Here is a 14,946-nt window from a genome sequence, read left to right as displayed (position 1 = left end):
CGACTTCCCCGCCGCCTCGGGTGAGCAGTGGGGGCTCGACTAGCGGACGTCCTCCCGCGCGGGAGGCACGGCCGTCTCCGGGGCCGCTTGCGGATAGCGGACGAACAGCCGCTTGAGGGCGCCGCGCTGGCGCTTCAGGTCCTCGCCCCGAGCCACCGCCTCGGCGCACGACACCAGCGCCAGTCCCACGCACGCCGGCACGAAGGGAAGGACCCAGCCGAGATCCGCCGCGAGCCAGCCCACGAGCGCCGTGTGCAGCGCCCACCCCAGGCCCGCCCATCCCAGCGCGCCGGCCAGGGTCCTCGCGCGGCGGCCTCGCCACAGGAAGAGGCCCAGCAGCGCGGCCGTCTCCAGCAAGCCCGCCGCGGCGACGGCCCCGGAGGAGCGCATCACCCGGCCCGAGCGCAGGTTGTCCAGGGCGAAGGCGTGAATCTCCACGCCTGGCACGGCGATCTGCCCCGGCAGCGTGCTCTGTCCGTGCAGGCCCGTGGCGGTGACGCCCAGGAAGAGCGTCTTGCCGCGCAGGGCAAGGTCCAACCCCACCGACTTTGGATCCGCCTGGAGCACGTCCGACAGGCTCACGCGGGGCAGCCAGTCCACGGTGGGCAGTCGCATCAGCGGAGCACCTGAATCGACCGAGGCCGCGCGCAGCAGCGACTCCGTGCGTTCGGGATACAGATGCAACGCGGTGGCGAGTGCCAGCGCGGGCCACGCTCGGTCCTTCGCTCCCTGGAGGTACGGATACCGGCGAATGACGCCGTCCGGATCCACCAGCATGTTCAGGGTGCCGCCGCCGGCCGAGGCCATGCGCAAGGGCGCGATGCTCGTGGCCATGTCCTGGAACTGAAGTCGCAGCCCCTGCGATGAGAGCGGGAGCGGTTGGCCAGGAGGGCCGTTGGAGGATGCGGAGGGCGGCGCGGGTTCCTGGAGCCCGATGGCGCCGAGGATGACGGTGCCCGTCTCGGAGAACGCCTCCGCCAGCCGTGCGTCTCCGTCCTGGGCACGCAGCCGGGTCTCCAGCTCCGCCGCCAGCGCGGCCCCCGCGGGCGACTGATCCAACCCGGTCGCGCGCAGGCGCTCCAGGATGTCGTCGCCCAGCTCCAGCGCGTCTCGCGGGCCGGGCTGATCGAACAGGATGTCCACCACCACCGCGGAGGGATGGCGCGCGGCCAGTGCCTGGAACACCCGAGCCCAGGTCGCGCGGGACAGGGGCCAGCGCTCTCCCACCGCCGCGAGCGCCCGGTCATCGACCTCCACCAGCACGAGGTCCGCCGTGGGAGGCACCGAGGGCAGGAGCCGGCTCGCGGCGAGGTCATACAGCGCCCGCTCGCCCAGCCCCGGCGCGCCTCCTGTCGCCCACGTCACCGCCGCCAGTCCCACGCCCACCAGCGCGCCCAGCCACCGCAACAGGGCGGGGGAAGGACGCGCGAGGCCGGCGCGAGGGGACGGGGACTGACTCATGGATGGACGTCGAAAGTGTAGATCTTCGAGGGGTAGCCGATGAACCCATCCGCGTCCACTGCGAGCACGCGCCAGAACCACTTGCCCGTGAGCGCGGGGGGCACCGTCAGCTCCAGGCCGGGGGCGACCTGGACCTCGGTCCCCGTCGCGAAGTCCGCGGCGCGCGCCAGCTCCACGCGGTAGCTGCTCGCGCCCTGCACGGCCTTCCACGTCAGCTTCGGCGCGGTGGGGAAGGTGCCCCCGCGTGGCGTGCCGAGCAGCGGCGCGGCCAACAGCGCGCGAGGCGCCTCGGGGGCATGGTCGGGCTTCGCGCGCGAGCCGAAGCCTCCGTTGACGTCCACCTCGCCGCGCTCCGCCGCCAGGGCCACCTTGCCCTCCAGCGTCTCCAGGCGACTGGTGCCGTCTCCCTGCGCCGACACGCGGAAGCGCGTGCCACGGACACCGGCCACCGCGCCGCGCGTGCGCACCTCGAACACGGAGCCCACGCCGCCCTTGGCGGCCTCCGTCTCCACCGTGCCGTGCAGCAGCTCCAGCTGCACCTTGCGCTGCATCTGCGCCGTCAGCTCCAGCGTGCCCAGTCGCACGAGGCTCTCCTGCGCCACGCGCACCACGCTGCCGTCCGCGAGCGCCAGCTCCGCCTGCGCGCCCTTCGCCGTGTTCACCAGCTCGCCCGTGTAGAGGGCATCTCCGGTGACGCGTGGGCGCAGCTCGGCGGGGTTGGGGCCCACCGCCACGTCACCGCTCGCCGCGCGCAGTCGAGCCACGGCCGGCAGCGGCGCCCGCTCGATGTACGCGAGCTGGAGCTGGCCGGGCGCATCGGGCGCGGACGGTGGCGCCACCACGGACACGCGCGTGCGCGGCACGCCCGCGTTCACCAGCACGTCCGCCGCCGCACGGGCCACCGCGAGCCCCTGGCCTTCCAGGCGCTCGGCATCGGGGAGGCGGGCGGCCACCGTGACGGAGCGGATGGCGGGGCGCGCCTTCAGCGCCTCGGCGATCTCCTTCAGGCACGCCTCGGTCTGCGGGCCGCGAGGAGCGAGCACGCTGCCCGTCTCCAGCCGGCCGTTCTCGAAGCGCAGCCCGCCGCATGCGCCCGGAACTGGCGCGGCCAGCGCGGGCGTGGCGAGCAGCCCCAGGGCCAACCCGGCTCCCACCAGGAGCGTCGTCTTCACGGGGTCCCTCCCTCCGCCGAGGGCTCGGCGGTCTTCACGATGTTGAACTCGACGCGGCGGTTGTTCTCACGTCCGCGCGCCGTGGCGTTGGTGTCCACCGGCTTCGACTCGCCGTAGCCCACCGCCTCCAGTCGCTCCGGCGCGATGCCCGTCTTCAGCAGGTGCGCCCGCACGTTGTTGGCGCGCCGCTGCGACAGGTTGAGGTTCTTCGCGTCATCACCCTGGCTGTCCGTGTGGCCCTCGACGCGCACCTTCTCCAACTCCGGGTGGGCCTTGAGGACGGACGCGACCTGCGAGAGCAGTCCGTAGGAGCGCGGCAGGATGACGTCCTTGTTCGTCGCGAAGTACACCTTGTCGAGGATGAGGATGCGCGAGCCCTCGAGCCGCACCTTCGCCTGACCCTTGTCCGGGCACCCGTCCTCGTCCGCGACGCCGTTGATGGTCTCGGCCTCCAGCGGGCACTTGTCCTGGGCGTCGGCGATGCCGTCGCGATCGTTGTCCGGCTCGGGGCAGCCGTCCGCATCCTCGAAGCCGTCCATGTCCTCGGGCACGTTCGGGCAGCGGTCCTCCGAGTCGAGCAAGCCATCCTTGTCGGAGTCCACCGGCGCGGGCGGCAGCGCCATGGGCGGCGGGGCGCTCGTCGAGGCCGACGCCTCGGGGGGCGCTTCGTCCGGGCACCCGTCCTCGTCGCGGTAGCCGTTGCGCGTCTCGGGCTCGGTGGGGCAGATGTCCTCGGTGTCGGGGATGCCGTCGCCGTCGTCATCCGGATCCAGGCAGCCGTCGTCGTCCTGGAACCCGTCGTAGTCCTCGGGGCCCAGCGCGCAGGCGGGCGCCGTGCGCGGAGCGGGAGTCGCGGGCGACCAACCCAGGCCCGCGAGGACGCGGAAGCCCGGGGTGCCATAGCCGCGCGTGAGTCCCGGGCCCGCGCCCAGGTGCGCCGCCAGTCCGTTGGCGAAGCGGTACTTGAGCGCGCCCAGCACCTCCAGCGGGCGCTCCTCGGTGTCCGTCTCCTGGAAGCCCAGCGAGCCCGCGACCGTGGCCGCCGCGGTCAGCGCTTGCGTCAGCGGCACCTCCGCGCCCACGCCGTACGCGAACTCATTGCCCACGTGCAGGTTGCGCAGCTGGGCCTCCTTGCGCAGGTTGACGCCCACGTTGGCCAACAGCCGCACGGACTCACCCAGCCACTCCGCCGCGACCCGCGGCTGGAAGGACGGGCCATCCGAGCCCAGGAAGTTCGAGCCGCCCGCGGTGGGCAGCGTGAAGGGGAGGGCCAGGCCCAGGTGCAGGCCGCTGTCGGTGGACAGCAGCGCCACCTTGGGCACCACACGCAGGTCGCCCACGCCCGTGGCGCCCACGCCGCTCGAAAAGTCCGGCGACACGGCCCCGGAGGGCTGCGACGACGTGGTCGTCACGGGCAGGGACAGGCCCAACTCCACCCGACCGAACAGCGAGACGGAGCCCAGCAGGTCCAACGAGAGCTGGCTCTTCACGATGCGGTACGTGAAGGCGTCCTTGCGCGGATCCAACACGTTGAGCGGATGGTTCGCGTAGTTGAGCGACGCGCCCACGTTCCAGGCGAGGTGCTCCCTCACGCGCGCGCCATGGAGGCTCAGCACGTCGTAGGCACCGGGGCCCGGCTTGTACTGCTGCACGTCAATGGCCTGGGACGCCGTGACTTGCGCCGCCGCGGGGGCCGCCACTCCGAGCGCCGCCGTCAGCGACAGGAGCACCCACCCCCGTGCGCGCCCTCGCTTGTCCAGTGAGCCGTAACCGTTCATGTCCTCGGTCCCATTGAAAAGGCCTGCACCGTCGGCGTTCCCCACGCGCGGCTTGCGTTCCATGTCACTTCGCCCCCCGTGCTCATCGTGGCGCGAGCAGCGCCGAGACATGCTGCGCCAGTGCCGGAAGCGGCTGGGGCTTGGGCAACACCAGGTCCACCCCCGATGCCCGCGCCCTCACCCCCAGCTCCGGGGTGGTGAAGGCGGTGAGTAGCACCACCCGCGTGCGAGGGGTGGACTTCCGCGCGAACTCCGCGATGGCCAGCCCCTCCTCGGATTGAGTCCCGCTCAGCCGCAAATCACTGATGATGAGGTCGTACTGTCCGCGCGTCATCAGTCCCAGTGCCTCGTCCAAGCCCTCGGCCGAATCGACTTGATAGCCCGCCCCGGCGAAGAAGCGCCCCAGCACCCATCGCAGTGACGTCTCATCATCGACAATCAAGAGGTTGAGGGACACGGGCCGGGCGCACCAGCAAGGCCAGGGCCAGCGCGGTGTCTTCCACGCTCCCCCAGGAGATCCGAATACTTACACACGAGGACATGTCCCCGCCTCGGGGGCTGTCCGGATCATGGATCCGATTTCTGGAATCCAGACCGATTGATGCCCAAGCGCTTGAGCCGCTCGTAGAGGGAGGAGCGGGGGATGCCGAGCCGAGTGGCCGCGCGCTCGACGTGGCCATTCTCCCTGCGCAGCACGCGCTCGATGTGTCGGCGCTCCAGCTCCTCCAGGGTGAGGTCATCCTCGGCGGAGGACTCGTCCTCGGAGTGGGGCTCGAAGCGCAGGTCGCCGCGCGACAGGGGCCCGCCGCCCGACAGCAGCACCGCGCGCTCCAGCACGTTGCGCAGCTCGCGGATGTTGCCCGGCCACGGGTAGCGGATGAGGGCGGCCTCGGCGTCGGGTTGGAGCCCCACCTCGCGACGTCCCCGCGGCGCGCCCATCTCCGCGAGGAAGTGGCGCGCGAGCACGGCCACGTCCTCGGGGCGCTCGCGCAGGGGCGGCACGTGGAGGATGAGCGTGCTGATGCGGAAGTACAGGTCGCTGCGGAAGCGCTTCTCGCGCGCGGCGGCGGAGAGGTCCTGGTGCGTGGCGGCGATGAGGCGCACGTCCACGCGGCGATCCCTCACGTCACCCAGGCGGCGGAAGCGCTTCTCCTCCAGCACCTTGAGCAGCTTGGGTTGGACGGCGACGTCCATGTCGCCAATCTCGTCCAGGAACAGGGTCCCCCGGTCCGCCACTTCCAAGAGGCCCTGCTTGGCCGTCACGGCCCCCGTGAACGCGCCCTTCTCGTGACCGAACAGCTCCGAGTCCAGCAGCTCCTTGGAGAGCGCCGCGCAGTTGAGATCCACGAAGGGCGCGTCTCCCCGCGGGCCGCCTTCGTGCAGCCAGCGCGCGAGCACGCTCTTGCCGCTGCCCGTCTCGCCCGTGACGAGCACCGGGCTGTCGCTGCCCACCACGCGCTCGGCCTGCGCTCGCAGCGCCTGGATGGCGGCGCTGGTTCCCAGGAAGGGATCCACCGTGACGCGCTCGTGTCGCGAGCGATCCGCGGCCTGCCGCTGTCGCTCCCGGCGCTGCGTCACCAGCCGCTCCAGCACGACGCGCAGCACCGCCAGCTCCACCGGCTTGGTGAGGAACTGCTCGGCGCCTTCCTTCACGGCCTGCACGGCCAGCTCGATGGAGCCATGGCCCGTGAGGACCACCAGGGGCACCGCCGCGTCGATCTCCTTCAGGCGCGGCAGCAGCTCCAGCGCGGTGCCGTCCGGGAGGCGGTAGTCCACCACGGCCGCGTCGGGGCGATGGGTGCGGAAGGCTTCCTGTGCTTCAGCGAGGCTGGTGGCCTCGTCCACGTCGAAGCCGTGCGCGGTGAGGTAGCCCCGCATGCCCAGCCGGACACCGGGCTCGTCGTCCACGAGAAGGATGCGGGTGCGCGTCATGAGGCCAGGGAGTCTAGGGGCTGCGCCGTGGGATGCGAGGAAACAGCGGGCAGGAGCAGCGTCACCTCGGCGCCCCCGGCCGGATGGTTGCGCAGGCGGATCTGCCCCTGGTGCTCTTCCAGGATGCGCTGGACGATGGCCAGCCCCAGCCCCGTGCCGCCTCGGCGCTTGCTGAAGAACGGCTCGAAGACGTGCGGCAGGTCCTCCTCGCGGAACCCCGGCCCGCCGTCGTGCACCGTGCAGCGCACCCACGCGCGCCCGGCCTCCTCCGCGGTCTCCAGCGCCACCCAGACCGTGGCCCCCGAGGGAGAGTGCTGCACCGCGTTCTCCACGACATTTCGGAACACATGGAAGAGGCGCCGCGAGTCCATGCGCACGGGCGGAAGATCGGGCGCGAGTTCGCGGGCGAGCGCGACGCCCGACTTCTCGCTGACGAGCGCGCAGGCGGACACGGCCTCGGATACCACGGGCTCGACGGGGCCGTTCATCCACTCGCCCTGGCTGGGGCGGCCGTACTCGAACAGCTCCTGGGTGAGGTGGTTGAGGCGCTTCACCTCGCCGCGGAGCACGTCGAGGTAGGGCTGAAGCTCGGCGCGGGTGCCGAAGGTGGCCTCGATGGCGTCCACCACGGCGGAGATGGAGAAGAGGGGATTGCGCACCTCATGGGCCACGCCGCCCACGATGGCGCCCATGGCGGCCATCGTCTCGTTGCGCCGCAGGTTCGCTTGCAGCTCCAGGACGCGGGTCACCTCCGTGACGACGAAGATGATGCGCGCATCCTCGCTGCCGGCCTCATCCACCCAGGCGGCGGACAGCTCCCAGGTGCGTCGCGAGCGAGGATCCTGCACCTGGCGCGCGGTGTTGCCGTGCGTCTGGAGCAGCTCGTCCACCATGGGCAGCGCGCTCGTCCAGGGCTCCACATCGGCCACGGTGGACAGCGGTTGGCCAGAAGGATCCAAGCCGCCGAAGAGGATGCAGGCCGCGGCATTGAGGCGCTGGATGCTGCCGTCCGCGCCCAACACCACCAGGGGGGAGCTGACCGCGTCGAAGGTGCGACGCCACTCTTGAGCCGAGCGACGGAAGCTCTCGCTCAGTCGCTGGCGCAGCTCGTCCGCGAGGCGGCGATCGGTGATGTCGGTGACGACGCAGCCCACGTGCAGCTCGCCGTGGGCGTCGGCGGCGGAGGCCGCCGCGCGGCTGCGAACCCACCGCATGCGGCCGTCCGCGCAGACGAGCCGATGCTCAATCTCCACCTCGGCACCGGGCGCGAGCCCCTCGATGCAGGCGCGGTAGCGGGCCCGGTCACCGGGATGCACCATGTCCGCCCACAGCGGGGGCGGTGAGCCATCCGGGCCCGGTTGGGCGAAGGCGCTCGCGGGATAGCCGGTGGTGCGCTCGATGACGGGCGTGCAGTAGAAGTCGCGCAGCAGCCCGCCGCGCAGCTTGCCGCCCCACAGGTAGTCCGGCAGCGAGCGGGTGAGCACATCCAGGCGGCCCTCGTGCTCCTGGAGGGACTGCTCCGCGCGCATGCGCTCGGTGACTTCGGAGAGCGCCGCGATGACGCCGAGCACCTGCCCTTGTGCGCCGCGCACGCGCGAGAACGTCCCGAACCAATAGCGAGACTCGCCAGGAGCCGCGGGCGTCTCCACGCGCAAGCCCGCGTCCTGCACGGGGCCGTCCGAGTCCAAGGCCCGTCGCAGGCGCGCTTCCAGCACCGTCCCGAGCGCGGGCAGCACCTCGCTGACATGGCGGCCCAGGTGCTCGGCCACGGACACGCCATGCATGGCGGCGAGCGCGGCGTTGACGTGCACGTAGCGCAGCTCCCGGTCGTAGAAGGCGAAGCCCAGGGAGGCGATGTCCATGAAGCCGTCGCGCAGCGTGTGCGAGTCGCGCAGGTTTCCCAGCGCGGCGTCCCGCTCCTTCCGCGCCCGCCTCAGCTCGGTCAGGGCGACGAAGCCACCCGCGCCCGCCATCATGACGAACGCCGCGAGCCACGCGGCGGAGTCGGGCACGGACACGAGGCCGACGAGGCAGGCACCTCCCACGGAGGTCACGGCCAGCGACGCGAGCGTGGCGAGGTCCAGCGGCAGGGAGCGGGAGACGTCCAGTCGTTGCATGAGGGCAGCCGGGCAGCGTACCCGGTTTTGGCGCCGCGACGAGAGCGTCCAGCGGGGAGGGCGGGCGCGCGTCCTGGCGCCCTTCGCCCGAGTGCCGTGCCGAGCGGGGTGCCGAGCCCCTGTCCTCGCAGCGGCGTGGGGTGGCTGTCCCGTGCGAGGTCCGCCGTCACGTTCCCGAGATGGGATTGCACGCGCACGCCAACACGGAGGCCGAACCATGAGAGCAGGCTGGTGGGGACTTGGAGGCCTGGGCCTCGGACTGGGCTTGATGTACTGGACGGATCCACGCAACGGCCGCTGGCGCCGCGCGCATTGGCAGGGCCGCGCGGTGCACGCTGGGCACGAGGCGAGCGATGCGGTGGGCATCGTCTCGCGCGACCTGTCCCACCGCACGCGAGGACTCCTCCGTGAGGCCGTGGCGCGGCTGCGAACGGGCGAGCCCGTGCCCGACACGACGCTGGAGCAGCGGCTGCGCGCGGCGCTGGGGCGCGTCTGCTCCCATCCTGGCGCGGTGCGGGTGACGGCGCTGAACGGGCACGTGGTGCTGGAGGGGGACGTGCTCGCGCCGGAGTCTCGCCGCCTGGTGGCGCGCCTGCGTGCCGTGCGAGGCGTCAAGGACGTGGACGACAAGCTGCTCACGCATGACGAGCCCAGCCGACACCCAGCCCTGCAAGGAGGCGCGATGCGAGCGGGGGCGCGACTGCGAAGCCACTGGTCACCCTCGGCGCGGTTCCTCTCCACGATGGGGGGGCTGGGGCTCCTGTCGTGGGGCGCGCGGCGGGGCGGCGTTCTCGGTGTGGCGGCGGGGCTCGGGGGCGCGCTGCTGGGCGTGCGCGCGCTGACGAACCTGGACCTGCGGAGGCTCACGGGCGTGGGCGCGCGAGGTCGAGGCCTCGTCATGCACAAGGACGTGACGGTGGACGCGCCCGTCGAGGAGGTGTTCGCGTTCTGGGAGGCCATGCACAACTTCCCGCGCTTCATGACGCATGTGGATGAGGTGCGGCTCATCGCGAAGGACCGCTCGCGCTGGAGGGTGAAGGGGCCCGCGGGGACCCACTTCGAGTGGGAGGCGGTGACGGTGCGCAGCGTGCCCAACCGGCTCCTGGCCTGGCGAAGCGAACGCGGCGCCACGGTGCAGAACGAAGGCGTCGTCCGCTTCGAGTCCATGCCCTCGGGCAAGACGCGCGTGGACATCCGGCTCTCGTACCAGCCTCCGGCCGGAGCGCTGGGCCACGCGTTCGCGAAGCTGCTGGGCGCGGATCCGAAGAAGCAGATGGACGATGACCTCTTGCGCTTCAAGTCGCTGCTGGAGCGAGGCAAGGCCACCGGCCGCGAGACGGTGACGCGGGAGCAACTCCTCGGCAACCGTCGCCCCTCGCGCACCACGCATTGAAGGGAGCCGTCCGCGCGAGCCCTCACCCTCGGGCCCGCGCAGGCGCTACCCTGCGCCGCGGTGACGATGAACGACAGCCCCCACGATGAGGCGATGCGACACCTGCACCTCGGGCCCGAGGACGCGCGGGCCCTGAGCGACGTCCGCGCCGCGCTTCAGGCCGAGCTGCCGCGGATCGCGGAGACGCTGGCCACGCGCCTGCGCGCGCATGCGGTGCTGGGAGAGGTGCCCGCCTTGGAGGCAGGGGTCCTCGCTGGATTGGAGGCCCTGCTCAACCCTCCCGCGCCCGCGCCGTGGTGGGACGCGGCCTCCACGTTGTCTCCCGCCGTGTTGTTGAGCGCTGCCTGTCAGGTGCGCGAGTCGCTCGAAGCGCACCTGGGCTCGTTGGCGGAGTCCTCTGGCGCGGTGTTGCGTCGCCGGCTGGACGCAGAACTCGCGTGCGTCCTCCAGCTCCGGCACGGGCAGCACGCGCGGGAAGCCCGGCTGGCGTCGGTGGGCGAGGTGGTCGCGGCCATTGGACATGAGCTGCGCAACCCGCTGGCCGTGCTGGGGACCTCGGTCACCGTGCTGGAGGCCCGCCCGGAGCTGACTCGCGACGAGCGCGTGCGTCGGATCCTCTCGGGGATGGGCGAGCAGGTGAGGCTCGCGGGGCGCATCGTGTCGGGGCTGCTCGGCCTGGTGCGCGACGCGCCCATTGAGCGGCACGAGGTGTCGCTGACAGAGGTCTGGGCCGAATCACGGGAGGCCGTGCCGCGTCCCGAGGGGGTGCGGCTCCACGCCGAGGGCCTGGATGGGCTCGCGTCCGTCGCGGGTGACGCGCTGCTCTTGCGACAGGTGTTCGTGAACCTGTTGGAGAACGCGGTGGCGGCCGTGGGCACGAGCGGCACGGTGACCCTCACGGCGTCGAATGATGGCGCGATGGTTGAGCTTGCGCTGGAGGACTCGGGGCCCGGCGTGGACGCGGCGCTGCGCCATCGCCTGTTCGAGCCGCTGGTGACGAACAAGGCCCGGGGCACGGGCCTGGGGCTCGCGTTGGTCCGCCGCTTGGTCGAACGCCACGGCGGACAGGTGCGCTATGCCCCGCGCGCGGGAGCGGGCGCGCGGTTCGTGCTCCGACTCCCCGCGTGGCGCGGCGCGAACTAGGAGCTCTTCGGCAGCGCCTTGGCGACGCGCAGGGCCCACGCCTCGGCTGAGTCGAGTTCAGCGCGCGCGCTCGCGTAGCGGTCGAGGCTCTCCTCGGAGCCGTCATTCGAGAAGATGGCGGCATGGAGATCCGCCTGGGAACGCGTCAGGCGGATGCTCGCTTGGAGCCACAGCCGGGCCGCGTCCGGAGGTGACGACTCATCCGCGACGGCATCCCACGACTCATCCAGGGCGCTTGTATGCTTGTCGGGTCTGTTCATGCCCGGATGGTCGCCACGTACCCAAGGCATGACACTTGGACTCTCGGGCAATGAGAAGATGAATGCTTGTCATTGCGAACACTCGCCTGTCCTCCAAGGGAGGGACGGTCGAGCCCGGTGCCAGCGTCGCGCACCGGGCTCCGTCCCGGCCCTTTTTCAGAGGGAGCGGGTGGGGCTCACTGGTACGTCGCGACGTAGGTGCCGGCCTGCGCGGCGTTCACGAACGCGTAGGCGACACCCTTGATGGTTTGCTGCGGTGCGCTGACTGCTGAGCCATTGACACTCACCGAGACGAGTGTGCGGCCATTGAACGAGTGCACCGGCACCATCAAGGACAGGTTGCGCGCCGGGGTGGTGACGGTGAAGGAGAGCGCCGTGCCGGTAAAGGCCAGCGTGTTGATGTGCGTCCCCTCGCGCGCGTCGAGCCACTCGAGCAGTTGCTTCGCGCTGATGACGGGCACGCCCTCGCGCTGCGCGGACGCGATGATGGCGTCCGAGCCGGAGGACGGCTGCACGTCCACGTGCATGTTGGCGGTGAAGGCGCCGTAGTAGCCCAGCGGGCCCACGGCGTTGGCGAGCAGCGTGTCGATGTGCAGCGGGAAGGACTGGCCGGACTCGTCGGTCATCTGCGTGGTGGCCTGATAGACGTCGAGCGGCGTGCCGTCCTCATCCGCGAAGCGCATGGGAATGCCCGAGCCCGTGAAGAGGCCCGGACGGTCCAGCACCCACTCGGGCGGCCAGAAGTAGTAGTTGGTGTCGAGCCGGATGCCGTGGCGCAGCGCCACCTTGGGCTGGGTGGACCAGTCGCTCCACACGATGCAGTGCGTGCGGTTGGTGACGGGCGCGGGCAGGGTGGGGTACGTGGCCGCGAAGCTCGCGAGCTGCGGCGTGTACGTGGATGGATCCAGGTTCGTCGCGGTGAAGTCCGTGCAGCCCGTGTCCAGGTGGATGGCGTACTCGAAGCCCTGCGCGACGTAGGACGCCGCCGTCGTCGCGTCGATGCCACCGACGTAGTTGTAGACGGTGGAGCGCACGCACTCCCAATCCGCCACGCTGCACCCGGTGGGGCTCGCCGCGAGGTACTGGTTGAGCCGCGCCACGGTGGCGTTGCCCGGGTGACCATCGCCCGTCATCACCACCACCGCCTTCTTCGCGCGCGGGAAGTACCAGAGGCGCGGCAGGGGGATGGGGCTCGTCAGGTGGAGCATGTTCGCGAGCAGCCGCTGCTGCTCGTCCGCCTGGGGAATCTGGACCTTGCTCAGGTTCACCCAGTCCGGCTGCGGGTCGTACAGCGCGTTGCCGTAGAACATGTCGTCGGAGCGAGCGCGCGGCCCGATGTTGGAGCCGTCCCGGTTCTGGCCCTGCCACGCGGGGTTGCCCTGCCGCGTGTAGACCACGGACTTCGCCAGGTCATACGCGAACGCGATGGCGGTGCCGGCGCCCACCGGACGCAGGCTGACGGCGGCGGCGGTGGAAGGCGTAATCGCGTCGCTGTAGAGCGTGGCGACCACGCGCGTGCCGGACACCACCGTGTGGAGGTCCGCCAAGCCGTGGTACTGCACCGTCTCCACGGTGATGCCCTGGCCGGGCGCCTGCGACGTGTCCGCGCGCAGATAGCCATTGGCCAGCGTGCCCGTGGCCGCGTTGAGGCCCATCAGGCTGTTCAGGTTCGCGCCCGGCCGCATGGCGATGAGCGTGCCGCCCGCGGTCACCCAGTTGGTGAGCAGCGTCACCTGCGCGGCGGAGAGCGCCTGCTCGCCCAGGATCACGACCTTGTAGTCGTTGAGCGAAACGGTCGACCCCAGGTTGCCGGTGTCCGTGGCGGCGAACGTGGTGATGCCCTCGGCCTTGAGGATCTCCTTCAGGTAGTCCGTGAAGGGATTGCCCGGCGCCGTGGCGACGAGCACCGGCCCCGCGCCCGTGACACCTGGGCGCGGCGGCGGACCGTTGGACTGGAAGAGGACGTCCACCCAGTAGTTGGTCGAGCGATAGCTCTGCGTAGGGAAGGTGGACGTGCTCGCATAGGTGAACACGCCGTTGCCGCCGGCCGTGGTGCCGCCGGGCAGCGCGTGCAGGGGCGGGGTGTTCATGCCCGAGACCAGGCCATCCGAGTCATACGAATAGCCGCCCATGGGCGCGAAGTACGAGGCCACGTAGGTGGTGCCCGCGGCGATGTCCACGGGCGTGGCGAACTGCGCGAGCTGCCATCCCGAGGCCGTCTCGGACGTGAACGTGGCGGTGGCGAGCAGCGTGCCGGTGCTGCTCCAGAGGTTGCCCACGTGCGTGCCGGTGTTGCCGCCGCCCTTGAAGAAGCGGATGCCCTTCACCTTGCCGTCCAGGTCGGACGTGAACTTCACGCCCAGCTCGATGGCCTGCGTCTCGGGCGCGGTGGCGACGGCGGGCGTCGCGGACGCGCTCCAGAGGCTGAGTCCCGGAACGGGCGGCTGCGTGGGCGGAGGCGCGCCCGTGGCCTGGAAGACGACGTCCACCCAGTAGTTCGAGTTGTTGAAGCTCTGGGTGGGGAAGCGGGTGGTGGCGCCATAGCCATACACACCATTGCCGCCGTTGGCGTTCCCCGGGAGCGCGTGCAGCGGAGGCGCATCCAGGCCGGTGACGAGCCCGCCGTCGTTGAAGGCATACGCGCCCACGGGCGCGAAGTACGAGGCCACGTACTGCGTGTTCGCGGCGATGGCGACCGGCGCGGCGAAGCGCACCTCTTGCCAACCCGTGGCCGTCTCGGCGCTGAACGTGGCGGTGGCCAGCAGCGTGCCGGAGTTGCTCCACAGGTTGCCCACGTGCGTGCCGGTGTTGCCCGCGCCCTTGTAGAAGCGCACGCCGAGCACGTTGCCGCTCACGTCCGTCTTGAACTTCACGCCCACCTCCACGGCCTGCGCATCGTTCGTCACCGAGGCGACGGCGGGCGTGGCGGTGGAGGGCCAGAGCGTGACGGGCTCGGCGGGGCGGAACACCACGTCCACCCAATAGTTGGAGTTGCGGTAGCTGCTCGTGGGGAACACGGAGCTGGCGGCGTACTGGAACAAGCCATTGCCACCCGAGGTGGTTCCCGCCAGCGCATGCAGGGGCGGATTGTCCAGCCCCGTCGTCAGGCCCGCGTCGGTGAAGCCATACGCGCCCACGGGGGCATGGTACGAGGCCACGTACGTCGTCCCCGGCGTGATGCGCACCGGCGTGGCGAAGCTGACCTGCTGCCAGCCGGTGGCCGTCTCGGACGTGAACGTCGCGGTGGCGAGCAGCGTGCCGGTGCTGCTCCACAGGCTGCCCACGTGGGTGCCCGTGTTGTTCGCGCCTTTGTAGAACCGGATGCCGGTGATGTCGCCCGCGACGTCGGACGTGAACTTCACGCCCAGCTCCACGGATGCGGAATCATTGGTGACGGACGCGACGATGGGGACGTCCGTGGGAAGGAACAGCGAATAGGTCTGCGCTTGCGCGCTGCCTGCGCTGAGGGCCAGCCACGCGGCGGCCAAAACCAGGGCCGCGCGGCACTTCATTCCAGTCATGAGATGTCTCTCCTCGGGTGGATGCGGGCGCATCATCAAGAGGAGGTCCGACCTTCTCAATGAATCCAGAATGAGACGGAATTTTGCTTATGTTGTGAATTCAACGTTCCGGCGTGGGCGCCATCGCGACGCGGAGCGTTTCATCCACGCGGCATCTTTGCGCGGGGCG

At 71.2% G+C, this 14,946-nt stretch carries 10 protein-coding genes; 2 read left to right on the top strand and 8 right to left on the bottom strand.

Annotated features, from left to right (window positions below; translation table 11 throughout):
• Positions 1-39 precede the first annotated feature (39 nt).
• From JGU66_17325 to JGU66_17300, 6 genes are all read right to left on the bottom strand, one after another.
• Positions 40-1,461 carry a CHASE2 domain-containing protein gene (locus JGU66_17325; GenBank protein ID MBJ6762535.1) on the bottom strand — a complete coding sequence of 474 codons (1,422 nt, stop codon included), beginning with the start codon at positions 1,459-1,461 and terminating at the stop codon, positions 40-42.
• Positions 1,458-2,618, bottom strand: a complete 1,161-nt coding sequence (locus JGU66_17320) for a FecR domain-containing protein (GenBank protein MBJ6762534.1) — start codon at positions 2,616-2,618, stop codon at positions 1,458-1,460. The genes JGU66_17325 and JGU66_17320 overlap by 4 nt, the downstream gene beginning before the upstream one ends.
• Positions 2,619-2,629: 11 nt before the next feature.
• Positions 2,630-4,411: an OmpA family protein gene (locus JGU66_17315; GenBank protein ID MBJ6762533.1), complete on the bottom strand. Its 1,782-nt coding sequence runs from the start codon at positions 4,409-4,411 to the stop codon at positions 2,630-2,632.
• Positions 4,412-4,493: 82 nt separating this feature from the next.
• Positions 4,494-4,868 carry a response regulator gene (locus JGU66_17310; GenBank protein ID MBJ6762532.1) on the bottom strand — a complete coding sequence of 125 codons (375 nt, stop codon included), beginning with the start codon at positions 4,866-4,868 and terminating at the stop codon, positions 4,494-4,496.
• 110 nt (positions 4,869-4,978) lie between these two features.
• Complete coding sequence (locus JGU66_17305; GenBank protein MBJ6762531.1) at positions 4,979-6,343, bottom strand: sigma-54-dependent Fis family transcriptional regulator; 1,365 nt, start codon at positions 6,341-6,343, stop codon at positions 4,979-4,981.
• Positions 6,340-8,460, bottom strand: a complete 2,121-nt coding sequence (locus JGU66_17300) for a PAS domain-containing protein (GenBank protein MBJ6762530.1) — start codon at positions 8,458-8,460, stop codon at positions 6,340-6,342. The genes JGU66_17305 and JGU66_17300 overlap by 4 nt, the downstream gene beginning before the upstream one ends.
• A gap of 217 nt (positions 8,461-8,677) precedes the next feature.
• Between JGU66_17300 and JGU66_17295 the strand changes: the two genes are divergently transcribed.
• Both JGU66_17295 and JGU66_17290 read left to right on the top strand, forming a co-directional pair.
• Positions 8,678-9,853 carry an SRPBCC family protein gene (locus JGU66_17295; GenBank protein ID MBJ6762529.1) on the top strand — a complete coding sequence of 392 codons (1,176 nt, stop codon included), beginning with the start codon at positions 8,678-8,680 and terminating at the stop codon, positions 9,851-9,853.
• A 93-nt stretch (positions 9,854-9,946) separates the two neighbouring features.
• Positions 9,947-10,996 carry a GHKL domain-containing protein gene (locus JGU66_17290; GenBank protein ID MBJ6762528.1) on the top strand — a complete coding sequence of 350 codons (1,050 nt, stop codon included), beginning with the start codon at positions 9,947-9,949 and terminating at the stop codon, positions 10,994-10,996.
• Here JGU66_17290 and JGU66_17285 read toward each other — a convergent pair.
• A complete protein-coding gene (locus JGU66_17285; GenBank protein MBJ6762527.1) occupies positions 10,993-11,256 on the bottom strand; it encodes a FruA-associating protein, FapA in 264 nt (87 codons plus the stop codon). The two genes, JGU66_17290 and JGU66_17285, sit on opposite strands and share 4 nt — an antisense overlap.
• 176 nt (positions 11,257-11,432) lie before the next feature.
• A complete protein-coding gene (locus JGU66_17280) occupies positions 11,433-14,777 on the bottom strand; it encodes a DUF4082 domain-containing protein (GenBank protein MBJ6762526.1) in 3,345 nt (1,114 codons plus the stop codon).
• Between the last annotated feature and the right edge of the window lie 169 nt (positions 14,778-14,946).

The organism is Myxococcaceae bacterium JPH2, from assembly GCA_016458225.1.
In the GTDB taxonomy this organism is placed as follows: domain Bacteria; phylum Myxococcota; class Myxococcia; order Myxococcales; family Myxococcaceae; genus Citreicoccus.
Note: the sequence above shows the minus strand (reverse complement) of the source record. Positions and strands in the feature narration are given on the sequence as shown.

Excerpts from the sequence above, each read along its gene's own strand:
- JGU66_17325 (MBJ6762535.1), bottom strand. The coding sequence starts at position 1,461 with ATGAGTCAGTCCCCGTCCCCTCGCGCCGGCCTCGCGCGTCCTTCCCCC.
- JGU66_17285 (MBJ6762527.1), bottom strand. The coding sequence starts at position 11,256 with ATGAACAGACCCGACAAGCATACAAGCGCCCTGGATGAGTCGTGGGAT.
- JGU66_17300 (MBJ6762530.1), bottom strand. The coding sequence starts at position 8,460 with ATGCAACGACTGGACGTCTCCCGCTCCCTGCCGCTGGACCTCGCCACG.
- JGU66_17295 (MBJ6762529.1), top strand. The coding sequence starts at position 8,678 with ATGAGAGCAGGCTGGTGGGGACTTGGAGGCCTGGGCCTCGGACTGGGC.
- JGU66_17315 (MBJ6762533.1), bottom strand. The coding sequence starts at position 4,411 with ATGAACGGTTACGGCTCACTGGACAAGCGAGGGCGCGCACGGGGGTGG.
- JGU66_17280 (MBJ6762526.1), bottom strand. The coding sequence starts at position 14,777 with ATGACTGGAATGAAGTGCCGCGCGGCCCTGGTTTTGGCCGCCGCGTGG.
- JGU66_17305 (MBJ6762531.1), bottom strand. The coding sequence starts at position 6,343 with ATGACGCGCACCCGCATCCTTCTCGTGGACGACGAGCCCGGTGTCCGG.
- JGU66_17290 (MBJ6762528.1), top strand. The coding sequence starts at position 9,947 with ATGCGACACCTGCACCTCGGGCCCGAGGACGCGCGGGCCCTGAGCGAC.